Genomic DNA, 19,884 nt, shown 5'->3' on the forward strand with positions numbered 1-19,884 from the left:
AAGAACTCCGGGTCAGACCCGCTGATACGCGCCCAGCCGCGTCCCATCGAGCAGATACGCCTCGCCATCGGCGAGTCCGTCGGGCAGAAACGGCGAGAGGAACTCCTGTCCCTCGACGTTCACCCATGTACCACCCGAAAGCCGGTTGAACGCCGGGAAGACGACGAGCTCGCCGTCGATATCCAGTTCCTCACCGTAATGCTCGACGAACGGCTCCGACGCGAGCGACCCGCGGAGCCACGCGCGCTCGGCCCGACTCCCGCCCACCTCGTCTTCGAGCCGCACGGTCGGATGCTCGTGGCCGACACAGACCACCTCGGCTTCGAGGACTCGCCTGCTCGGCCACGTGTGGCCGTGGGCGAAGCCCACCTCTCCCACTCGAATACCGCCCGTCGGCGTCACCGCTATTTCGTCGTCCAGTTCGATTGTCAGTGACTCGATATCGCCGTCGTGGTTGCCCTTGACGAGGGTGACGGGTACGCGCTCGGTGACTGATTCCAACAGCGATTCGAGTTCGTCGCGTTCGTCGCCCCGCGAATCGCCGATTGCGTGGGCGAGATCGCCGAGGAAGACCACGCGCTCGACATCCGTCCTCTCGACCAGCGTGAGCAGATGCTCGCGGCGTTCGGCGGCCTGACTCGGCAGCGAGACGCCCTCCCAGCGGAGCGCGGCTTCGAGTCCAGCATGGTAATCGGCGACACAGAGGACGCGCTCGCTACACTCGACGACGGCCGCCGGTTCGTCCGGCACCGGCTCGACCCGTGTCATCAGATGGGCTTGAGTGTGTCGTCGTCGGGTTCGTAACACTCGCCGCTCATTAGCGCCGACTGGATTCCGTCGGTCGCTTGCTCGCGCGTGAGATCGTGCTCCTCGACGACGTGCCCGACGACCGCCTCACGGGCCACGCCGTCGCCGTCGTCGAGTGCCGCCATCGCCGCGACGACCGCCTCCTCGGGGTCGGTGGTTGCGGCTTCGCCCGCCGCGTCGTCCGCCGCTGACTCGGTGTCCTCGTCGAATTCGTCGTCGGTGTCCTCCGTGGCCGCCGTCGGTTCGGCGTCGTCGGTCGCCTCTGTCCCGACGGTTTCGCCGGCGTCCGTCGTCCCGGCGTCACTCGCGGTCGATTCGGTTTCGTCATCTGGGTCGGTTGCGTCGTCCGGCACGGGCGTCTCGATGTCGGCTTCGCCCGGTCCATCGACCTCGCTCGCGCTCTCGAAGTCGGTGCCAAACTCCTCCTCGATGCGCTCGCGCTCGTCGGCGTCGAGTTCGAACTCCTCGGGGTCGTCGAGGTCCGCCTCGGCGGCTTCCTCGTCGCCCTCCGCGGCGCCCTCCTCATTGGGTTCGGCAGATTCGTCAAACGAATCCTCGACGGATTCGCCAGCTTCGGCGTCCGACTGCGACGGTTCCACCGCCGTTTCCGTGGGTTCCGAGTCGCCGGTTTCGAGTGTGGAATCGGTCTTGTCACTCGGTTCGGCTTGAGTATCGACCGGTGAATCATCCGTCGGTTCGGTCTCGACAACTGACTCGCCGTCACCCGAAACCACTGCTCGGCCCGTCTCGACAGCCGTTTCGGTTTCCGATTCTTCGGTCGCGTCCGCCGACTGGGGTTCGTCACCTGCTCTCTCGTCGACCGGTTCGGCCGGCCCCGTCGAGCCCTTGTCGGGTGCGACGTCGAGCGCACGGACCTCCTCGCGTTCGCCGGCGACCACCCGCGCCGCGTCGAGCGCCATCCCCTCGATGGCGTCGAGATACGCCGGCGTCGTGCCGTAGTGCTCCAGCGCGCGCGGTATCCCGGCGGCGAGCCCCGCCTCGACGCCCTCCGCTTCGAGCGCCTCACCGAGTACGTCGCCGCGCTCGTCGCGGGCGAGCGCGTCTCGCATCGTCCGCACCCGTTCGAGGGTCAGTTTCGCGGTCTCAACGGCGAAGCGGTCGCGCGTGGCGGCATCGACCTCGCTGAGGTTCTCGGGACGAATCGAGGTGAACACCCGATTCGAGTCGTCGGGCTGGAACGTGCGCGCCTTACCCGTGACGGCGACGAACGCGGGCGTCCCGATGCGTTCGAGCGCCGAGAGCGCCTCGGGCTGGTACTGGCCGGCGTAGACGACGAACGCGCCCGTCGGATCGACCACCCGTGCGCGCAACTGTTCTTCATTTACTGATTCGATTTCGGTGAGCACGCCCACCGCGAAGAGACGGTTGAGCCGCGCGCCGGTCGGCGTCACGACGTAGTTCGGTGCGCGCTCCTCGTCGCTTTCGGCGTACGAGAGGCTCGCGTCGTCGAACTCGGCGGCGAACACGCGATAAGCCGTCTCGCGGTTCGGACGTGTGCTCATTCGGCCACCTCGGTCTCGCCCGCTTCATCCGCTTCGGTGAGCAGCGTTCGTGCGCGCTCGGCGGGATCGTCGGCACACGCCGCGAACTCGGTCGCTTCGAGGTTCGCGCCGTAGTCGTCGACCGAGAGCGTCCCCCGCACCCGGAACTCGTGGCCGACGAGTTCCTCGTGGATGGACTCGGCTACCACTTCCTGGTCCATCGCGTCGCGGGCGGCCTCGCGTGCGTCTTCGACGTCGCCGCCGTAGATCTCTTCGGTGAGGTCGGCGTCGAGAACGGCGGTGAGCGACGCCGTGCCGTCGTCCACGATGGCCTTCACCCGCAGATCGTCCTCGCCGTCGACGTCGCCGTGGGCACGACACTGGCCCTTCTGGATGACGCGCCCGCAGTCGGGACAGCGTTGGATGAGTCCCGAGCCGTCCCGCACCGCGAGCAGGTTCCCGGTGAGTTCGACGTCGAACAGCCCACCAGTCGAAACCGCCTCGCGGACGCTCATCCGTGGTGCGCTCTCGCCGCCTTCGACCTCCCTGTCGAGCGGTTCGATGGTCGAGAACTCGGCGACGTTCACCGACGGCACGCCCCGAAACTCGCGGACGTAGGCGTTCTCGATACGTATCGAACCTCCCTCCTCGATTTCGTCGTGTGGGTTCCAGTCGGTGAAGGGCAGTCTGCCAGTCTCGTCGGCGAACACCCCGCTCAGGATCGCCGTTTCGCCGTCGCGCCCGTCGATGACCTTCTCCTCGACCTCGGCGACGCGCACCTCGACGGTGCGCCCGCGGTCGCCCGGCGCGAGCTCGGACAGCGAGCGCTCGCCGCCGATGTCGTGGGGAATAGTCATGGACTCGTCGGCGAACTCGATGGTCGTCTCCGAGCCGAGGTTGAGTTCGGGGTCGCCGTCCCACTCGCGGACGCCAGCGCCGAGCGCCTCGACCGTGTCGCCCGGCGCGAGGTCGAAGTCCTCCCACGCGGTGTAGGAGATCGTGCCCGACTCGTCGCCGAGTTCGCCCTCGAAGATCACGAGGTCGTCGCCCTGATAGCGGATCGAGCGCTTGCCGACGGTGAGCACTCGCCCCCGGACCGTCACCGCCGAGTCGCTCGTTGAAACGTCCGCGAGGTCCTTCGCCGTGGGTTCCCCGGTGGCAGTGCTGTCGCCGTACTTCCGGCGGAGGCTGCTCTTGGCTTCCTCTACCGGCACGCTGTACTCGACCAAGTTCTCTAGGTCCGCTTTGACCTCCTCTTTGTCGACGCCGAGGTCGGAGGCGAGAGCCTCGGCATGGTCGTCGAGTGTCATCACCCGTACTTGAAGCGGAACGAACTAAAAGGGTTCGCGCCCCTGTCAGGCGTTTTCGGTCGCGTTCGTCGTCTCCGGCGTCTCCTCAGTGCCGGATGCTCCGTCGATGCGGTAGGTGTAGATGCCGGTGAAGAGGTCGCTCGTCAGGGCGATCTCGCGCTCTTCGTTGTAATCGGCGCTGTAGGCCATCGGCGGGTCGCCGAACACCTGTAACTGCTCGTTCGGATTTTCGACCGCCGGCGCGTTCGTCTCGTGCGTGTCGATCGGATGCAGGTCCGTCGGGTCGGTGACGTCGTAGAGAACTGTGCCCTCGTGCCAGTCACCGCTCACGACCAGCGTGGCGTCCGGGAGGGGTACGATGTCGAACTGGTGGCCGGTCCAGTCGAAGCGCTCGGTCTGGTCGCTCTCGCCCTCGCCGCCCGAACTCATGCGCTTCGCGTTCGGTGAGTGCGTGAACCCGATCGGGACGGGATTTTCGGGCGAACCGTCGCGCCAGCCGATGTCGAAGACGTGTTTGCCGCCCGGAGTCCCGTACGAGCGCTCGTCACCGACGACCACGAGGTCGCGGCGCGGGTCGGGGAGGGCATAATGGCAGTTCCCGAACGCCTCCTCGCCGACATCGTGGTCCGAATACGAGGGCTGGTCGGCGTAGTCGAACCGGCCGACTTCCGCGGTGTTCAGCGGGTCGCTCGCGTCGAGCAGCACGTAGCCGTCGGTCATGTCGCCCATGTATGCACAGTGGAGCAGGTCGCGTTTGGCGTCGTAGACCACGTCGTGTGCCAAACCCGGCGGGCCGGCGGTGCCGTGCTGTCGTGGCGAGCGCAGTTTCGAAACGTCCCAGATGTCGATGCCGCCGGTATCCGGATCGTCGCTGTAGTTCACGGTGTAGACCACGGATGCGTTCGAGCGGACGAACAGGTTGTGTGTCCCCCCGGAGTTGAGTTCGCCGATGATTCGTGGTGATTCGGGCGTTCCCTCGGCGAACCCGTAGTCGACGATCTGGACACCGGAGTCGCCGGCTGGATGGTTGCTCCGGCAGTACAGCCCCTTCTTCGGGCCGAACTTGACGTCAAGACACGTCACGCCGTCGTCGGCCGGAAAGTGATGAACGAGTTCGGGGGAGTTTGGGTCGCGTAGGTCCACGAGATAGCTGCCGGTGCCCGAAAATCGGGTACCGATGGCGGCGTAACGCCCGTCGGAGCGGATGACGCCCTCCGAGAAGCCACCCGCCGACGAGGAGAGCTGTGACTGACTCAGGTTTTCGAGTCGCCACGTCGATGGCGTCGGCGTCGCGGTCGGCGTTTCGGCCTGCGTCGTTCGGGTCGGCGCGGCGGTGGCCGTCGACGTTTCGTTCGCTCCGCCCGCCGTCTCGCCCCCATCCTCCATCCTGAGCGCGCCGTAGGCCACGCCGGAGCCGACACCCACAACCCCGAGTGCCTTGAGCACCGCCCGTCGAGTCGTCCCTGGCATTACTGTCCCGTTCGACTCGACACCGCGCGCGTACTTATTTCTCACCGTTTGTCAACTTTCACTTCACCCGGCAATTATCGTCGGGACACACCACCGCCGCACCGAAAGCGGCTTTCGCAGCCTCCGACTACCGCCAATATGGACGTCGTGGTCAACGCGGCGATGAGCGCCGACGGCAAACTCTCCTCGCGCCGGCGCGAGCAGGTGGTCATCAGCGGTCCGGAGGACTTCGCGCGCCTCGATGCGCTCCGGGCGTCCTGCGACGCGGTGTGTGTGGGGAGCGGGACGGTACTCGCCGACGACCCACATCTCACCGTCGAGGACCCGGACCTGCGCGCCGAGCGCCGCGCGGAGGGGAAACCACCCCATCCCGCACGGGTGGTCGTCGACACGCGTGCCCGTACGCCGCCCGACAGCCGGGTGCTGGACGATGTGGCCGCAAGCTACGTGTTGGTCGGCAACGCAGCGCCAGACGACAGGCATGCGGCGCTCCGTGAGACCGGTGCAACCCTCGTTACGGCCGGCGACGAGCGAGTCGATATTGAAAAAGGGTTCGCCGCGCTCGAAGACGAGGGCATCGAGCGGCTGCTCGTCGAAGGCGGTGGCGAGATACTGTTTTCGGTATTCGAGGCAGGGCTCGTCGACGAACTATCGGTATTCATCGGTTCGATTCTCATCGGCGGCCGCGACGCGCCGACGCTCGCCGACGGCGCGGGCTTCGTCGAGGAGTTTCCCGAACTCGCCCTTGAAGCCGTCGAGCGCGTCGACGACGGCGTGCTCTGTCGTTATACCGTCGAGTGAACAGGGAGGCGATCAGTCGTCCGATTCGGCGAGCGGTGCCGTCCGCTCGTCGTCCGCGTGGGTTTCGAGGTACGTATCGGCGTCGAGAGCGGCCTTGCTGCCCATCCCGCCCGCCGTGACGGCCTGCTGGTAGTGATAATCCACGACGTCGCCCGCGCCGAACAGTCCGGGAACTCCCGTCTCGGTCTGGCCGCCGCCCGCGCCGCCCTCGGTGGCGAGATAACCGGCGTCGTCCATCCCGACGCCCGTCTCGCGCAGGTAGTCGGTGTTCGGCGTGTGGCCGATGGCGAGAAAGACGGCCCCGACGTCGAAATCGAACTGCTCGGTGTCGGCGTCGTCGAGTCGCTCGCTCGGGTGGCCCTCGGGGTGGGTTGCGAGCGATACGTCATCGACACCCTCCTCGGGCGAGCCGTGGATTTCGAGGAGTTCGGTGTTTCTCATGACTTCGATGTCGCCGGCTGCGACGTGCTCTTCGAGGCGGTCGATCCAGTAGTCCTCGGCACGGAACTCCTCGCGGCGGTGAACGAGGTGTACAGTCGAAGCGAACTTCGTGAGGAAGGTTGCCTCCTCCATCGCGGCATCGCCGCCGCCGACGACCAGCATCTCCTCGTCGCGGAAGAATGCTCCATCGCACGTGGCACACGTCGAGACGCCGTAGCCCATCAGTTCGTCCTCGCCCGGCACACCCAGAGTACGGGCGCTCGCGCCGCTGGCGACGATGACGGCGTCGGCGGTGTAGCGCTTCCCGCTCGCAAGGGCGAGTTCGAACGGACGGTCGGAATCGTCGACGGACTCGACGACGCCGTGTTCGATCTCGGCTCCGAACCGTTTCGCCTGCTCTTTCATGTTGTTGATGAGTTCCGTCCCGCCGATTCCCTCGGGAAAACCCGGATAGTTGGCGACGTCGGTGGTGAGCGTGAGCTGGCCGCCCGGTTCGTCGCCCTCCAGTACCAGCGGGTCGTTGTTCGCGCGCGCGGCGTAGATGGCCGCCGTCAGCCCCGCGATGCCCGACCCCGTGATGACGAGCCGGCGATGAACCGGCTCCGCGCTCTCGGTCATACCCGTGGTTGACGCTTCCCGAATAACTACCTTGTGCTGTCGCAGGGGGATTTATGGCTCGGCCCCCGTCCGTCGGGCCATGCCCGCAGACCTCGCGGAGAAAACAGATAGATACGAACGCCTACTTGCCGAGGCGCTCGACGCGGCGACCATCACAGTACCGCCCGACACGCCGCTGGCCGACGCCGCCGCAGACTACGAGGAGATGGCCCGCTCGTATCTGGAGGACGGCAGACACTTTCGTGCCGGTGACGATCCGGTGAACGCGCTCGCGGCCTTTTCGTATGGCCATGCGTGGCTCGACGCCGGCGCACGCATGGGTTTGTTCGCGGTGCCCGACGAAGGTGATCTCTTCACGGTCTGAGTGTGTGGTCGGTGCGCTTACAAGGGGCGGGTGTGTCAGTTGTCTCCGATGGAGGCCGTTCTGTGGTACGTGCTGACCGGCACCCGCGGCGGCACGAACCGCGTTCGTATCCTCCGGGCGCTCGACGAACGGCCACGGAACGCGAACCGCCTCGCCGAGGAGTTGGATCTCGATTACAAGACCGTCCGCCATCACCTCGACGTACTGGAGGAGAACAACGTCCTCGAAAACAGCGGCGACGACTACGGTGCGGTGTATCTACCGACCGAGCAGGCGCGCCATCACTGGGGGACGATAGAGCAGATCATCGAACAGGTGAACTGAGTATGGTCCGATTTGGGAAAGAGTATATGCACGCGAGTGGGGAAGGTGGAGGTAGATGGCCGTTCTGATAGACGCGATGCGCGTGTTCAGCGCGCTGAACGTGGCCCTCCTCCTCGGACTCGGCTACGTCTGGGGGCGGAACTTCCTCCAGTTCCGCTCGAAGCACACGCTCGGGCTACTGGTCTTCGCCGTCCTGCTGCTCGCGGAGAACGCACTGGCGATATACTTCTTCGTCTTCCACCAGACGCTCACTCTCTGGGTGACGAACCCCGAACTCGTTCCACCCATCGCTCAGGAAGCGATGCTCGCACTCCGGATCTTCGAGTTCGGCGGCATCGCCTTCCTCACGTGGGTCACGTGGGACTGAGCGAAGCGAGGCGAAGGACGAGGAACGAACGAAGCGAGCGACGCGGGACTGATCCGAGTAGAGTGAACGGGGGTTGCAGGAACGAGCAAGCAGACCGCTTCAGTCGGTCGACCACGAACGGTTATGGTGGGCTGGAGGGATGCTTCCACCCGGAAAAACACCTCGATAAGCGGTGGTTTAACCCCCTCCACACAGACGGCCGGCAGAGGGCGTGTGAGGGCTGATTTCGACGGACTGTAATCGGTAGTTTTAAGTAGTTTACGGGCTAACGTTCGGTCAGATACCGAGTTCTGGGAGCCGTTGCGAACAATCCCCAGTAGCCGACCGCATCCGAACCATTCCACCAATGAGCGATTCAACAACCCGCGTCAACGAGCGCGAACGAGCCGAAGAGACCGAGGTCGAAGAGGAGGCCGACGAGGACGAACTCGTCTGCCCCGAGTGTGGTGGCCGGCTGGCCGCCGACACCGAACACGGCGAGACCGTCTGTACGGACTGTGGTCTCGTCGTCGAGACCGACGAGATCGACCGCGGGCCGGAGTGGCGGGCGTTCGATAGTGCCGAACGCGACCAGAAGTCGAGAGTCGGTGCGCCCACGACGAACATGATGCACGACAAGGGCCTCTCGACGAACATCGGCTGGCAGAACAAGGACGCCTACGGCAACGCCCTCTCCAGTCGACAGCGCCAGAAGATGCAGCGCCTGCGCACCTGGAACGAGCGCTTCCGTACCCGTGACTCGAAGGAGCGCAACCTGAAGCAGGCCCTCGGCGAGATCGACCGCATGGCGAGCGCCTTGGGACTCCCCGACAGCGTGCGCGAGACCGCGTCGGTCATCTACCGCCGCGCGCTCGACGAGGACCTCCTGCCCGGACGCTCCATCGAGGGCGTCTCGACCTCGGCGCTGTACGCGGCGGCTCGACAGGCCGGCACGCCACGAAGTCTCGACGAGATCGCCACCGTCTCCAGAGTCGGCAAGATGGAACTCACCCGGACCTACCGCTACGTGGTCCGCGAACTCGGCCTCGAGATCCAGCCGGCCGACCCCGCGAGCTACGTGCCCCGCTTCGCCTCCGACCTCGAACTCTCGGAGGAGGCCGAGCGGCGTGCCCGACAGCTCCTCGAAACCGCAAAGGACGAGGGCATCATCAGCGGGAAGAGTCCTGTGGGACTGGCCGCCGCAGCGGTCTACGCCGCCGCCCTGCTCACCAACGAGAAGGTCACGCAGGGCGCGGTATCGGAGGTCGCGGACATCTCCGAGGTCACCATCCGCAATCGCTACAAGGAACTGCTCGAGGCCGAAGGCGACGTGATGGCCGCCTGACGCGAACTTTTTTGTACTCGTCACGTGTTGAACGATGACATGGACGAAGCAGCCGTCCAACTGTTGTGTCCGGAGTGTGCGAAACATTGGCGTGAGACGCCACGGGAGCTTCCCGACGGCGGGTCGACGTTTCACTGTCCGAACTGCCACGCGAGCTATCGCATCAGCGAGTTCATGCGAACCGACCGCGACCTCAGTGCGTTCAAGCAACTCCAGTAGCGCGGTACCGAACCGTCGATGATCGTTCGTGATAATCCGTGTCGAGCGTGGCTGCACGGCCCGATCTCAACTGGTGTATGTTAACGCGAATCAGGATACTACTAATACACTCCAGTCATTAGGGGCAAGTGCCCATGAAAAAGCAGGAGCTTATCCACCTCCACGGCCTGCTTGCAGAGGTACGCAAACATCACGAAGCGCGGACAGGGACGTCCGCCGAGTACGAATCGTACGAGTCACTCGGCGTCCGTCCGACTTCGATCCATCAGTCAAAAACCGACCACAAGGCTGCCGTTTTCGCGCTCGCCGACGGTATTACGTCCGATATGCGACGCACGGAGACCGAGACGGTTCCGGCGGCCGCCGACTGAGACGAGCGAACGGACACACCGTCATCACCGCGTTTTTCGACCATCACTCCGATAGCGCCGCGACCGTTCACTCCTCGAGCAGTTCGTCGAACTCCGGCAGGAGGTCGTCCTCATCCGTTTCAGTATCAGCTGTCTCGTTGTCCTCCTCGTTCTCGTCGCCTTCGTCGTCGGTTTCGAGCACTTCGATTTCGAGGACGTCGAGCGGGATGTTTTCGAGTCGCTGGCCGATTTCCTTCCGTGCGATGCGGGAGGCGTGCTCTTCGCGCTCGACGCTGAAGACCGTCATTTCGAGTTCGAGCGCGACGAGTGCCTCGTCGGCGACGATGAACGCCGGCTCCAACTCCTCGCCCTCGGGCGACGTGCGCGACCCCATCTCGATCTCGACGTAGCTGAGGTCGGGGTTGAGCATCCCGCCGGTCTTCGAGATGGCGATGCGCACGGCCTCGTCGGCCGTCTCCACGTCGTATACGGGCACGGCAGCCTCGACGACGACTCGACAGTCCATGACACTCATTCATCGGCTGTCAGTATCAACGTTGGGTCCGTCCGAGTCGAAAGGGCCAACCATCGCCCTCCCGTCGCTTTCACCGATGAAGACCGGCAGCATCGACGTCGATGCGTTGGCGGGCGGGTTCGACCTGCAGGCGACCCTCGAAAGCGGGCAGACCTACTCGTGGCACCGTGCCGACGGGCGGATGTACGAACAGTCCTCCGTCGCCGGTGGCTCGGCGTGGTACGTCACGGTCCTGCCGCCCGCATTCACCGGCGAGCGCGAGGTGATACGCACACGGCAAACGGATGGCCGACTCGACTGGGAGGCGACGACCGACGCGACCGACCTCCTCACGCACCTGCTCAGACTCGACGACGATCTCGACGCCATCCGCGAGTCGGTGCCGGACGAGGTGCTCATCGAGCGCGCGTTCGACTCCTACGACGGCTTGCGATTGGTCCGTGATCCACCCTTCGTATCGCTCGTCTCATTCATCTGCTCGGCGCAGATGCGCGTCGCCCGCATCCACGGGATGCAGCGCACGCTCGCTCGCGAGTTCGGGTCGACCGTGGAGTTCGACGGCGAAACCTATCACGCCTTCCCGACGCCCGCACAGTTGGCCGCAGCCGCCGAGGCACAGTTGCGCGAGTGCTCGCTCGGCTATCGCGCTCCCTACGTCGAGCGCACGGCCGAACTCGTCGCGAGCGGCGACGCCCATCCGGAATCGGCGCGCGGGCGGGATTTCGAGGACGCCCGCGAGTATCTCAAGCAGTTCGTGGGTGTCGGCGACAAGGTCGCCGACTGTGTACTGCTGTTCGCGCTCGATTATCTCGAAGCCGTCCCGCTCGATACGTGGCTTCGACGGGCGATCGCCGAGCACTACCCTGACTGTGATCGTGGTTCCTATCTCGAAACCTCACGGGCCATCCGCGAGCGCTTCGGCGGTGAGTACGCGGGCTACGTCCAGACGTACGTCTTTCACCACCTGCGGGGCGGAGTCGAGTAGCCGGCGAGAGCGTCCACACGGCCCGACCGTTTTTGTCGGTCGCACGAAAAAGCCAGCCATGAGCGACACTCGTGCACACGTGTTCGTCTCCGGCCGCGTCCAGGGCGTCAGCTACCGCGCGAGCACTCGTGATGCCGCCCGCGATGCCGGCCTCGATGGCTGGGTGAAGAATCTCGACGATGGCCGCGTCGAGGCGGTCTTCGAGGGTAGTGAGGCGAGCGTCGAGCGCCTGGTCGAGTGGTGTCACGAGGGAAGCCCCGCCGCCGACGTCGATGGCGTCGACGCCGAGTACGGCGACCCCGAAGGGGTGAGCGGGTTCGAGGTTCGCCGGTAGTCCGGGCGCTTAATTCGTCGGCGGTCGATGAACCCCTATGATAGATGCGGACCGGATGGCCGCCGTCGACGAGAACGCCGCGGCGCTCGGTGTGTCGCGAAAACAGTTGATGGAGTCGAGCGGCAACGCCGTCGCCGGCGCGGTCCGGGACCTCGCGGAACCGGGTGCGTCCGTCACCATCGTCGCCGGGCGGGGGAACAACGGCGGTGACGCACTCGTTGCCGCCCGATTTCTCGATAGTTATGACTTGTGCGTGCTCCTCCTCGGTCGCGCCGAAACCATCACGACCGACATCGCCCGTGAGAACTGGGCAGCGCTCGAAGAAGGCGCGTACGACGTCGAGGAGGTGCGCGACTCGCGGGACCTCGACCTCGGTGACCCGGACGTGGTCGTGGATGCGATGCTCGGCACGGGCATCACGGGCGACCTCCGCGAACCCGAGGCCACGGCCGCGCGCGCGATGAACGACTCCGAGGCGATCGTCCTCTCCGTCGACGTTCCATCGGGTGTGGACGCCGACACCGGTGAGGGGAGTTCGGAAGCGGTCGAGGCCGACCACGTCGTCACCTTCCACGACACGAAGCCGGGTCTCGACGCGCTCGATTCGGACGTACAGGTTGCGGATATCGGGATTCCGTGGGCCGCCGAGCGCTTCGTCGGGCCGGGCGACCTTGCCGTCGAGCGCGATGCCCATAGCCAAAAGGGTGATTCCGGGCGCGTACTCGTCGTCGGCGGTGGTCCCTACACCGGTGCACCGGCGCTCGCCGCGCAGGCCTCGCTGCGCGCAGGCGCTGACCTCGCGTTCGTCTCGGTCCCGGAACGGGTGTTCGAGCCGATCGCGGGCTACGCGGAGGACCTCATCGTCCAGCCCTACGAGTCGAAACGACTCACTCCCGAGCAGGTCGATGGGCTGGTCGCAACGGCCACCGACCACGACGATATCGTGGTGCTCGGGCCGGGTCTCGGCAGCGCCGACGAAACCCATGAAGCGGTCGAGCAGTTTCTGGAAGACTTCGACGGCCGGGCAGTCGTCGATGCCGACGCGCTCGCGGCAGTCCCGGAGGTCGAAACGGATGCGACGCTGGTCTGTACGCCGAACCGAAAGGAACTCGCGGCGATGGGTGGTCCCGACGTGCGGCGCCTGCGCGAGCACACCGAGGAGATCGAGGCGTTCGCCGCCGAACTGGGGCACGTCGTGCTGGCAAAGGCCAAGGACGACGTCATCACCGACGGCGAGCGGACGCGCGTCTCCCGTACCGGGACGCCCGGCATGACCGTCGGCGGGACCGGCGACGTGCTTGCAGGAATCACGGCCGCGCTGCTGGCCGCACGCGAGCCGTTCGATGCCGCCTGCGTCGCACCCTACGTCAATGGTCGGGCGGCCGAACGCCTCCCCGATAGCGGACTGCTCGCCTCCGAACTGCTCGATAGCATCCCGCAGGCGATGCAGGGGGACCAATGAGCGACGAACCGGACGCCGACGATCTGACTCACACCACCTCCGAGGGTGATGCACAGATAGTCGACGTCGGCGCGAAACCCGACAGCGTGCGCCGGGCGGCCGCCCGCGGGACGATTTGCCTGCGGGAGTCGACGGTCGCGGCTATCGAGGAAGACGAAATCGGGAAGGGCGATGTCCTCACGACCGCCCGCCTCGGTGCGATTCGTGCCGTCAAACACACGTGGGAGACGATTCCACTCTGTCACCAGATCCCGATTTCGAACGTCGAGACGGAGTTCGATCTCGGGGATGATCGCGTGACGCTCACCGTGGCGGTCGAGACCACCGGCAAGACGGGCTGCGAGATGGAGGCGCTGCAGGGCGTGACGACGGGGCTGAACACGGTCTGGGACATGACGAAAGCCGCCGAAAAGGACGGCGATGGCCAGTACCCGAATACCGAAATCGAGAGTGTTCGGGTACTCGAAAAAGAAAAGCGCGAGCTATGACTCGACCGGTTGAGCGAGGTTCGCGGCCCGATTGCGGGACTGCTCGACGACCGCCGGCCGTGCCGCGAACGTCACGATGACCTGCTCGCCGTCGTCGGGATAGGTGACGTCCTCGACGCGGGCGTGGTCGTGAACCCACGACACGAGGCTCATCGTCTCGTCGCCCATCGGCAATACGAGCCGTTCCTTTTCGTAATCGGGGAGTTCGTCCTCGATGCGCGCCAGCAACGCATCGATGTCGTCGCCCTCGGCGGCGCTCACGGCGACGGGGTTCGGCGCGAGCGCCGACAGTGCCTCGTGCTTTTCGGCCAGCTCGTCGCTCTCGACGCGGTCGGTTTTGTTCAAAACGGTGACGATGGGTGCTTCGTTGCGCTCGTAGAGCGTGTCGTGGGCGGTGACGAGCTTCTCGCGCATCGCTTCGACCGACTCGCTCGCGTCCACGACTAGCAAAACGAGGTCGGCGCGATAGACCGAATCGAGCGTCGACTTGAACGATTCGACCAGCCAGTGCGGGAGATCCGCAATGAATCCTACGGTGTCGGTCACGAGCACTGGCCTCTCCATCGCCGCCCGGCGCGTGGTCGTGCCGAGGGTGGTGAACAGCCGATTCTCGGATTCGGCGGTCGCGTCGAGGTCCGGATGGAGACCCTCGTTCTCGTCGACGTCGACGTCGGTCGCGAGCTGGCGCAACAGGGTGGATTTCCCGGCGTTGGTGTAGCCGGCCAGCGCCACGAGGTCGAAACCGGATTCGCGGCGCTGCTCGCGGCGGTGCTGTTCGGTTTCCTCGATCGTTTCGAGTTCGTCACGGATCGCGCTGATCTGGGCTTTGATGTCCTGTTCGCGCGATTCGTCGTACTCGCCGAGCCCCATGAAGCCGGGCCGCTCCTCGCGTTTTGCGAGGCTCGTCTTCGCCTCCGCGCGCGGGAGTTCGTACCTGAGTTCGGCGAGTTCGACCTGTAGCTGGGCCTTCTTCGTCTCGGCGCGCTGGCCGAAGATTTCGAGGATCAGTCGGAACCGGTCCAGCACCATCGCGTCGTCCGGCAGGCGCTGGCCGAGGTTGTAGGTCTGGTACGGGCCGAGCCGGTTGTCGAAGATCACTGCTTCGGCTCCTCGGTCGCGGACGAGCGCGGCGAGTTCGTCAGCCTTCCCCTCGCCGAGGTGGAGCGCGGCGTCCTCGGTTCTGGTCTGGGTGAGCGTGCCGACGACCTCGTGGCCGGCCGCCCGAGCGAGGTCCGCTATCTCCCCCGTGTCGGCGCTGCCCGCATCGACTCGCTTTGCGATGATGACCTTCATGTGAGTCTCGACACCCGAGCGTCGATTGACTCGGACTACGCGGCCGGGCGTCTTCAATCCCCGGCCCGACGGCGAGGACGTGCGAACGACCCTCTCAGGTCCGCTCCTCGGGCGGAACGAACGGTCCCACTGAGACCGTGTAGCGCGCGATCGTGGCGAGCCTGAGCATGTAGCTGAGGAGGAGCGCGAGCGGCAACAACACGATCGCGATGGCGGCGCTGACGACGACCGGTAGCAACGGCTGGGCGACCGTCACGCTCGGGACGGACGTGTAGACGGTCGTGGTGTAGAAGGTAACGAGCAGGATGGGGATCCCGAGGGCGGCCAGCCGCCGCGAAAGCCCTGCGAGGTCCTGCTGGATGGCGATCGTCTTGAAGAACTGTCGGGCGACCGCGACCGCCTCCAGCAGCTCCGCCACTGTGTCGAGCTCCTCGGTCGACCGGTCGTCGTGCGCCCGCCGGATGGCCTCCGTCTCGGTCAACCGCTCGGCGTAGGCCGGTCCGAGAAGCGTCGAGACGATTGCCATCGTGTCCTCGGTGCCCGCGACCCCTTCGAGTCGCTCGGCGTAGGCGTGCATCGCCGAGCGGTACTCCTCGATCCCGTCGGTCGTCCCGTCGTGCTCCGCCGCGAACGCTGCCACCCGCTCGTCGAGCGTCTCGCCGATGGTCGCCAGGAACTCCGCCGGGTCGTTCGGGCTCGTGGCCCGATCCGTGAGCTCCGCGACCGACCGCCGGAACTCGCGCGTGCCGTCGAGGCGATCGGTGAGCCCCTCGACCGTGCCGAATACCCGCGAGAGCACGAGCTGGTTCACGGTGAGCGTGATCGTGATGAGCGAGAACATTCCGGAGACGACGCCACTACCGAACATCGACGAGACCGCGCTCGCCGGCTGGAACGTGACGAGCCCGATCCGTGTCGCTCCGAACGTGACCAGGAAGGCCACGGCGGCGAGCAAAACGGAAACGAGTAGTCGACTACCGTCGATGAGAACCCACTTCGAGAGTTTGTTCATGATGATCGTCTCCAGTCAGCGCAGTGAATCGCCCGTGACCGTCGCGTTGCGCGTCTCGACCACGGTACCGTTGACGGTGTTGGCGGCCACGACGGTCGCGGACCCGTCGGGCGGCAGGAGGATGGTGGCACTCGACTGACCGCTGTCGAGCGTGGTCCGGTGGAACGTCTCGCCGTTCGGCGCGATGACTACGATTCGATCGACACCCTCGTCGGTCGTCGCGTTCGACGCGAGGCGCAGTTTCGCGGTCACCTGTCCGACGGCCACCGCCCCATCCGTGGCTGCACCCTCGAACACCGTCGATTCCGTCGTGTTCAGTTCGACGGCCGGACCGGTCGCGAGACAGCCGCTGGTCACGAGCAGCGTGCCGAAGGCGACGGCGGCGAGCAGCCGCACTCGTGATCCGCCCATCACTCGACGTTTCGGCCGCAGGTCGGTGGTTCGACACCGCTCGTCGCTGCCGGGTCGTTCGTCATGCACCTCCCTCACGCGGCGTCGATAAGAACGTGCTGCCTTCGGCCCCGACTCACCGGGTGCGGATGTCCTCTTCGTCGCGGACTTTCTTGGTCTCGCCCTCGCCTTCGGACTGTTCGCTGACGAGTTCGTAGAAGTCGTTCTGCAGACCGGCCGGGAACTCGACGACGCCGATCCACGAGCCGTCGTTCTGCCACTCCTCGCTGACGAGATCGCCGAACTGGCGGATCTGTGCCTGTGCGCTGCCGGCGTGATCGGCGGGGATCTGAGCGGCCATCGTCACTTCCTCGAAGCGAATGGGGATCACCGGTCTGAGTGCGTCGAGCGCGTCGTCGATCTGGCTCTCGACGGGATCCATCGCGTCGATGCGGAAGTCGGTCTCCTCCAGTGCGGACTCGATGCGGTCCGGTGGATGGGGCGCGCCATCCATCTGGGGGTTGACGGCGTTGCGCGCGATGGTGTTGATGAGCTGTTTGCGCTTTTGGGCCTGCATCTCGCGGCGCTGCTCGGCGGTGATCTGGATCTCGCCTTCGCGGATGACTTCGGGGATGATTTCGAGTGGGTCGGTCGTGCCGAACACCTCCTCGACGTCGGCTTCGGCCGGGCGATCCCCACGAGAGGCGTCCTCGAAGACGTCTTCGGCGGCGATCACGTCTTCGAGGTCGCCCTCGAACTCGCCGCGATTGATGGCCAGCGCCGCGTCGGGATCGACGAGCACCTCGAAGCGCGCCCCGTGGGATTCGAGACGTGCCGTCACCGCCTCGTCGAGCGATATCATGTCCTCTTCTGGGGGTCGGAGCTACAAGTCGTTTCTCATCGGGGAAAAATCGTGCGAGCGGGGCGCTTACTCGTCGCCTTCGTCCGTGTCGTCGGCCTCGAAGAGGTCGTACTCGTCGAGATACGCGTCGAGTTCTTCGTCCGAGAGCTCTTCGAAGCGCTCGCTCTCGACGTCGATGGTGGCGACGCCGATGCCTTCGGGCGTGAGACCACCCTCGACCGACTCGGCGAGCGTTTCGAGGGCGAGACCGATGCCACCCTGGAGGTCCATCGAATCCTGATAGTGCTCTTCGAGGTAGTCGATCATCTCGCTGCGACCCGAGCCGATGGCGAGCGCCTGCCACTCCGAGGACGTCCCCGACGGATCGGTCTCGAACAGGCGGGGTTCGCCGTTCTCGATGCCGCCGATGATGAGCGCCACCCCGAAGGGGCGTGCGCCGCCGACCTGCGTGTACTGCTGGATGTGGTCGGTGACGGTTTTCGTGATGGTCTCGACACCGATCGGCTCGCCGTAGCGGAGCTGTTCGACTTGGGCCTGTCGGCGCGCGAAGTCGATGAGCTGGCGGGCGTCGGCGACGTGACCAGCAGAAGCGATGCCGATGTGGTCGTCGGCTTTGTGCATCTTCTCGACGCTCTCGCGCTCCATCAGCGGCGAGCGGAAGCGCTTGTCGACGGCGAAGACGACGCCGTCGTCGGTTTTGACGCCGATGCTCGCGGTGCCGCGCTTGACGGCCTCGCGGGCGTACTCGACCTGGTAGAGCCGCCCGTCCGGCGAGAAGATCGTTATCCCGCGGTCGTAGGCCTGCTGTTGGGCTTGTCCCTGCATAGTTTTAGATATCGAGTGCTGCCGCCCCCACGAACCCACTCTCTGAGTCGATCTCGACTCGGTCGCCCCGCACGGCCGCGGGCCGTCGTGCGTCCGCGAACGCGACGTTTCTCTCGACGGATTCTCGGGTCGCGCGACCTTTATACCTTTCTTCACACGCACGTATCGTCCCGCTCACACCCAGCACCCGGACGCCGACCGGTGCGTTCCCAACGGCGTCGATACAGGCGAGCGCCGCCCGCGCCCGCTCGACCTCGCCGTGCCGCACTCGGACGATGGCCATCCCACCGCCGTCGTCCAGTTCGAAGTCGATGATTCTGAGATCGGCGTCGGCGCTGCCGGGGTCGCCCAGCAGATTTTGGGCGGCGTACCAGCACTCGCGCTGGAAGTCGCGTTTTCCAAAACCCGCATCGGGCCACGACTCGATTTCGACCGCGAGATACCGCCGGCGCGGGCGGAGGTGTTTCGGCAGGTGTTTCATTCCCGCTCGTCCGCCACAGATCCATCGGCACGCTCCGCGACCAACACGCCGACCTGTTCGTGGACGCGCTCGACCGAGGTCAGCGAGAATCCCGCATCGGTCAGCGCGTCGGCGAGCGTGCCGACGGTAGCGGGGTCGTCGACTGCGGGCGAATAGAACGGCTCGTCGGGGTTCGGTTCGCCGAAGAACATCACGTCGCCCAGCACGAGCTTTCGTGGTTCGAGGGTCGCGATGGCTTCGATGGCCGCGCGCTTTTCCTCGTCGCTCAGGTGGTGCATGGCGAAGTTCGAGACCACGATATCGATCGAATCGTCGACCGCCGGCTCGCGAAAACTCCCCTCGCCGAAGGCGACGTTCTCGATGCCCGCTTCCTCGGCTTTCGTCCGGGCTTCGTCCATCATCCCGTCCGAGATGTCTCGGCCGACGACACGCTTTGCCTCGGGGGCGAGCGCAAGCGCGATGGCCCCAGTCCCCGTACCGAGGTCGAGCACGGTGTCGTCGGGGTCGGGTGCGGCGTGCTCGACGACCAGCGACGCACACGCCCGATATTCGGGGCTGTCCTGGCTCTCGTCGTAGCTTTCGGACTGGTCGTCGAAGCGCGCGGCGTGTTCCTCAATCGTCTTCTTCATGTCTTCCCCTGTGGACGCCCGGCTCAATGAACGACTCGCTTAGGCGCTCACGATTCCGCACGGCGAGACGGCCCCACTCGGCGAGACCCGCCGCGATCGCCTCGCGGTCGAAGCCGATGACTTCGCCGAGCGCGAGCAGTTCGCGCGGCGCGCGCAACTGGAGATGGTTTTCGGGGCTGGCGCTGACCACGTAGGGCGCGTCGTAGTAGGTGACGATCTCGCGGAGTTTCCGGAGGTCCGAAAGCGCCTGCACGCGCCGCCCGCCACTCAGTCGAAGCGCACGCCCGAAATCGAACTCGAAGCGCACGCCGTTTCGCGTCGCCGCGCGTGCGAGCACATGGTTGACGTCGCCGTCGGCCATCGGGGATGCGAGAACGTCGACGCGCGGCTCCTCGCAGGCGAAGCGGTTCAGCGAATCCGACCCTTCGACCACGACCAGCGTGTGTTCCTCGCGGCGCTCTTTGACCTGCGCGCTCGCCGCCGACGGGTTCTGACCGCCGATTTCGACCGCATCCACCACGTCAACGTCGTATTCGTTGGCGACCTCGCTCCTGTCGGGTCCGTCGGCGAACGCGGCGGGCGCGTTGCGGACGACGACGCCCGAGAAATCACACTCCGCCGCCGTCAGCGCGAACCGTGCGGCGGTGCTCTCCCCGTCGGGATACGCACGGACGGCCTCGTAGGCGTCCAT

General features: G+C 65.9%; 25 protein-coding genes. 11 read left to right on the top strand and 14 right to left on the bottom strand.

Translation table 11 applies throughout. The annotated features are described in order from the left end of the window. Positions 1-12 precede the first annotated feature (12 nt). From ACP97_RS17090 to ACP97_RS17105, 4 genes are read right to left on the bottom strand one after another with little or no spacing between them, the layout of a single operon-like run. Complete coding sequence (locus ACP97_RS17090) at positions 13-768, bottom strand: metallophosphoesterase (RefSeq protein ID WP_049999048.1); 756 nt, start codon at positions 766-768, stop codon at positions 13-15. After that, the gene (locus ACP97_RS17095) at positions 768-2,330 is read right to left on the bottom strand and encodes a hypothetical protein (RefSeq protein WP_049999049.1); all 1,563 of its coding nucleotides are present in this window, start codon (positions 2,328-2,330) and stop codon (positions 768-770) included. The genes ACP97_RS17090 and ACP97_RS17095 overlap by 1 nt, the downstream gene beginning before the upstream one ends. Beyond that, entirely contained in the window at positions 2,327-3,619 is a 1,293-nt protein-coding gene (locus tag ACP97_RS17100; RefSeq protein ID WP_049999050.1) for a Single-stranded DNA binding protein, read from the bottom strand. The genes ACP97_RS17095 and ACP97_RS17100 overlap by 4 nt, the downstream gene beginning before the upstream one ends. A gap of 45 nt (positions 3,620-3,664) precedes the next feature. Further along, a complete protein-coding gene (locus ACP97_RS17105) occupies positions 3,665-5,089 on the bottom strand; it encodes an LVIVD repeat-containing protein (RefSeq protein WP_049999051.1) in 1,425 nt (474 codons plus the stop codon). A gap of 138 nt (positions 5,090-5,227) precedes the next feature. Here ACP97_RS17105 and ACP97_RS17110 point away from each other — a divergent pair, with 138 nt between their 5' ends. Continuing rightward, the gene (locus ACP97_RS17110) at positions 5,228-5,890 is read left to right on the top strand and encodes a 2,5-diamino-6-(ribosylamino)-4(3H)-pyrimidinone 5'-phosphate reductase (protein WP_049999052.1); all 663 of its coding nucleotides are present in this window, start codon (positions 5,228-5,230) and stop codon (positions 5,888-5,890) included. A gap of 12 nt (positions 5,891-5,902) precedes the next feature. On the opposite strand, the gene ACP97_RS17115 is transcribed toward ACP97_RS17110, so the two are convergent. Next, a complete protein-coding gene (locus tag ACP97_RS17115; RefSeq protein ID WP_049999053.1) occupies positions 5,903-6,949 on the bottom strand; it encodes an NAD(P)/FAD-dependent oxidoreductase in 1,047 nt (348 codons plus the stop codon). A 79-nt stretch (positions 6,950-7,028) separates the two neighbouring features. Between ACP97_RS17115 and ACP97_RS17120 the strand changes: the two genes are divergently transcribed. From ACP97_RS17120 to ACP97_RS17145, 6 genes are all read left to right on the top strand, one after another. After that, positions 7,029-7,313 carry a DUF357 domain-containing protein gene (locus ACP97_RS17120; RefSeq protein WP_049999054.1) on the top strand — a complete coding sequence of 95 codons (285 nt, stop codon included), beginning with the start codon at positions 7,029-7,031 and terminating at the stop codon, positions 7,311-7,313. A gap of 48 nt (positions 7,314-7,361) precedes the next feature. Beyond that, positions 7,362-7,637 (top strand): ArsR/SmtB family transcription factor, encoded by a 276-nt coding sequence (locus ACP97_RS17125; protein WP_049999055.1) that lies wholly within the window; start codon positions 7,362-7,364, stop codon positions 7,635-7,637. A 55-nt stretch (positions 7,638-7,692) separates the two neighbouring features. Beyond that, positions 7,693-8,004, top strand: coding sequence for a hypothetical protein (locus ACP97_RS17130; RefSeq protein ID WP_049999056.1), 312 nt, complete (start codon positions 7,693-7,695; stop codon positions 8,002-8,004). A gap of 346 nt (positions 8,005-8,350) precedes the next feature. Further along, positions 8,351-9,328, top strand: coding sequence for a transcription initiation factor IIB (locus tag ACP97_RS17135; RefSeq protein ID WP_049999057.1), 978 nt, complete (start codon positions 8,351-8,353; stop codon positions 9,326-9,328). A 39-nt stretch (positions 9,329-9,367) separates the two neighbouring features. After that, complete coding sequence (locus tag ACP97_RS17140; RefSeq protein ID WP_049999058.1) at positions 9,368-9,547, top strand: DUF7836 family putative zinc-binding protein; 180 nt, start codon at positions 9,368-9,370, stop codon at positions 9,545-9,547. Between the two features lie 134 nt (positions 9,548-9,681). After that, on the top strand, positions 9,682-9,918 hold the full coding sequence (locus ACP97_RS17145; RefSeq protein ID WP_049999059.1) for a UPF0058 family protein: 237 nt from the start codon (positions 9,682-9,684) through the stop codon (positions 9,916-9,918). 67 nt (positions 9,919-9,985) lie between these two features. On the opposite strand, the gene ACP97_RS17150 is transcribed toward ACP97_RS17145, so the two are convergent. Continuing rightward, entirely contained in the window at positions 9,986-10,423 is a 438-nt protein-coding gene (locus tag ACP97_RS17150) for a DUF555 domain-containing protein (protein WP_049999060.1), read from the bottom strand. An 85-nt stretch (positions 10,424-10,508) separates the two neighbouring features. Here ACP97_RS17150 and ACP97_RS17155 point away from each other — a divergent pair, with 85 nt between their 5' ends. The 4 genes from ACP97_RS17155 to moaC are packed head-to-tail and all read left to right on the top strand — an operon-like array spanning position 10,509 to position 13,701. Beyond that, positions 10,509-11,417 carry a DNA-3-methyladenine glycosylase family protein gene (locus ACP97_RS17155; RefSeq protein ID WP_049999061.1) on the top strand — a complete coding sequence of 303 codons (909 nt, stop codon included), beginning with the start codon at positions 10,509-10,511 and terminating at the stop codon, positions 11,415-11,417. A 58-nt stretch (positions 11,418-11,475) separates the two neighbouring features. Beyond that, positions 11,476-11,751, top strand: a complete 276-nt coding sequence (locus ACP97_RS17160) for an acylphosphatase (RefSeq protein ID WP_049999062.1) — start codon at positions 11,476-11,478, stop codon at positions 11,749-11,751. Between the two features lie 37 nt (positions 11,752-11,788). Beyond that, positions 11,789-13,213: a bifunctional ADP-dependent NAD(P)H-hydrate dehydratase/NAD(P)H-hydrate epimerase gene (locus ACP97_RS17165; RefSeq protein ID WP_049999063.1), complete on the top strand. Its 1,425-nt coding sequence runs from the start codon at positions 11,789-11,791 to the stop codon at positions 13,211-13,213. After that, entirely contained in the window at positions 13,210-13,701 is a 492-nt protein-coding gene (gene moaC, locus ACP97_RS17170) for a cyclic pyranopterin monophosphate synthase MoaC (RefSeq protein WP_049999064.1), read from the top strand. Before ACP97_RS17165 ends, moaC begins: the two co-directional genes overlap by 4 nt. Here moaC and hflX read toward each other — a convergent pair. The 8 genes from hflX to ACP97_RS17210 form a co-directional block, all read right to left on the bottom strand. Next, on the bottom strand, positions 13,696-14,994 hold the full coding sequence (gene hflX, locus ACP97_RS17175; RefSeq protein ID WP_049999065.1) for a GTPase HflX: 1,299 nt from the start codon (positions 14,992-14,994) through the stop codon (positions 13,696-13,698). The two genes, moaC and hflX, sit on opposite strands and share 6 nt — an antisense overlap. Before the next feature lie 94 nt (positions 14,995-15,088). Further along, positions 15,089-16,006: a hypothetical protein gene (locus ACP97_RS17180; RefSeq protein ID WP_049999066.1), complete on the bottom strand. Its 918-nt coding sequence runs from the start codon at positions 16,004-16,006 to the stop codon at positions 15,089-15,091. 15 nt (positions 16,007-16,021) lie between these two features. After that, positions 16,022-16,486 (bottom strand): hypothetical protein, encoded by a 465-nt coding sequence (locus ACP97_RS17185; RefSeq protein WP_237561228.1) that lies wholly within the window; start codon positions 16,484-16,486, stop codon positions 16,022-16,024. A gap of 46 nt (positions 16,487-16,532) precedes the next feature. Further along, positions 16,533-17,258, bottom strand: coding sequence for a ribosome assembly factor SBDS (locus tag ACP97_RS17190; protein WP_049999067.1), 726 nt, complete (start codon positions 17,256-17,258; stop codon positions 16,533-16,535). Positions 17,259-17,324: 66 nt separating this feature from the next. Next, positions 17,325-18,083 carry an archaeal proteasome endopeptidase complex subunit alpha gene (gene psmA, locus ACP97_RS17195; RefSeq protein ID WP_049999068.1) on the bottom strand — a complete coding sequence of 253 codons (759 nt, stop codon included), beginning with the start codon at positions 18,081-18,083 and terminating at the stop codon, positions 17,325-17,327. 4 nt (positions 18,084-18,087) lie between these two features. Further along, positions 18,088-18,564, bottom strand: coding sequence for an Rpp14/Pop5 family protein (locus ACP97_RS17200; RefSeq protein WP_049999069.1), 477 nt, complete (start codon positions 18,562-18,564; stop codon positions 18,088-18,090). After that, positions 18,561-19,193, bottom strand: coding sequence for a class I SAM-dependent methyltransferase (locus ACP97_RS17205; protein ID WP_049999070.1), 633 nt, complete (start codon positions 19,191-19,193; stop codon positions 18,561-18,563). The genes ACP97_RS17200 and ACP97_RS17205 overlap by 4 nt, the downstream gene beginning before the upstream one ends. Then, positions 19,177-19,884, bottom strand: coding sequence for an RNase P subunit p30 family protein (locus ACP97_RS17210; RefSeq protein WP_049999071.1), 708 nt, complete (start codon positions 19,882-19,884; stop codon positions 19,177-19,179). Before ACP97_RS17210 ends, ACP97_RS17205 begins: the two co-directional genes overlap by 17 nt.

Origin of the sequence: Halococcus sediminicola (assembly GCF_000755245.1) — an archaeon.
In the GTDB taxonomy this organism is placed as follows: domain Archaea; phylum Halobacteriota; class Halobacteria; order Halobacteriales; family Halococcaceae; genus Halococcus; species Halococcus sediminicola.

Bases quoted from the DNA above. Each gene is read 5' to 3' on its own strand.
- moaC (WP_049999064.1), top strand. From the start codon at position 13,210: ATGAGCGACGAACCGGACGCCGACGATCTGACTCACACCACCTCCGAG.
- ACP97_RS17150 (WP_049999060.1), bottom strand. From the start codon at position 10,423: ATGGACTGTCGAGTCGTCGTCGAGGCTGCCGTGCCCGTATACGACGTG.
- ACP97_RS17145 (WP_049999059.1), top strand. From the start codon at position 9,682: ATGAAAAAGCAGGAGCTTATCCACCTCCACGGCCTGCTTGCAGAGGTA.
- ACP97_RS17190 (WP_049999067.1), bottom strand. From the start codon at position 17,258: ATGATATCGCTCGACGAGGCGGTGACGGCACGTCTCGAATCCCACGGG.
- ACP97_RS17105 (WP_049999051.1), bottom strand. From the start codon at position 5,089: ATGCCAGGGACGACTCGACGGGCGGTGCTCAAGGCACTCGGGGTTGTG.
- ACP97_RS17180 (WP_049999066.1), bottom strand. From the start codon at position 16,006: ATGAACAAACTCTCGAAGTGGGTTCTCATCGACGGTAGTCGACTACTC.
- psmA (WP_049999068.1), bottom strand. From the start codon at position 18,083: ATGCAGGGACAAGCCCAACAGCAGGCCTACGACCGCGGGATAACGATC.
- hflX (WP_049999065.1), bottom strand. From the start codon at position 14,994: ATGAAGGTCATCATCGCAAAGCGAGTCGATGCGGGCAGCGCCGACACG.
- ACP97_RS17155 (WP_049999061.1), top strand. From the start codon at position 10,509: ATGAAGACCGGCAGCATCGACGTCGATGCGTTGGCGGGCGGGTTCGAC.
- ACP97_RS17210 (WP_049999071.1), bottom strand. From the start codon at position 19,884: ATGGACGCCTACGAGGCCGTCCGTGCGTATCCCGACGGGGAGAGCACC.
- ACP97_RS17135 (WP_049999057.1), top strand. From the start codon at position 8,351: ATGAGCGATTCAACAACCCGCGTCAACGAGCGCGAACGAGCCGAAGAG.
- ACP97_RS17100 (WP_049999050.1), bottom strand. From the start codon at position 3,619: ATGACACTCGACGACCATGCCGAGGCTCTCGCCTCCGACCTCGGCGTC.
- ACP97_RS17140 (WP_049999058.1), top strand. From the start codon at position 9,368: ATGGACGAAGCAGCCGTCCAACTGTTGTGTCCGGAGTGTGCGAAACAT.
- ACP97_RS17130 (WP_049999056.1), top strand. From the start codon at position 7,693: ATGGCCGTTCTGATAGACGCGATGCGCGTGTTCAGCGCGCTGAACGTG.
- ACP97_RS17125 (WP_049999055.1), top strand. From the start codon at position 7,362: ATGGAGGCCGTTCTGTGGTACGTGCTGACCGGCACCCGCGGCGGCACG.
- ACP97_RS17115 (WP_049999053.1), bottom strand. From the start codon at position 6,949: ATGACCGAGAGCGCGGAGCCGGTTCATCGCCGGCTCGTCATCACGGGG.
- ACP97_RS17120 (WP_049999054.1), top strand. From the start codon at position 7,029: ATGCCCGCAGACCTCGCGGAGAAAACAGATAGATACGAACGCCTACTT.
- ACP97_RS17200 (WP_049999069.1), bottom strand. From the start codon at position 18,564: ATGAAACACCTGCCGAAACACCTCCGCCCGCGCCGGCGGTATCTCGCG.
- ACP97_RS17095 (WP_049999049.1), bottom strand. From the start codon at position 2,330: ATGAGCACACGTCCGAACCGCGAGACGGCTTATCGCGTGTTCGCCGCC.
- ACP97_RS17205 (WP_049999070.1), bottom strand. From the start codon at position 19,193: ATGAAGAAGACGATTGAGGAACACGCCGCGCGCTTCGACGACCAGTCC.
- ACP97_RS17110 (WP_049999052.1), top strand. From the start codon at position 5,228: ATGGACGTCGTGGTCAACGCGGCGATGAGCGCCGACGGCAAACTCTCC.
- ACP97_RS17090 (WP_049999048.1), bottom strand. From the start codon at position 768: ATGACACGGGTCGAGCCGGTGCCGGACGAACCGGCGGCCGTCGTCGAG.
- ACP97_RS17160 (WP_049999062.1), top strand. From the start codon at position 11,476: ATGAGCGACACTCGTGCACACGTGTTCGTCTCCGGCCGCGTCCAGGGC.
- ACP97_RS17165 (WP_049999063.1), top strand. From the start codon at position 11,789: ATGATAGATGCGGACCGGATGGCCGCCGTCGACGAGAACGCCGCGGCG.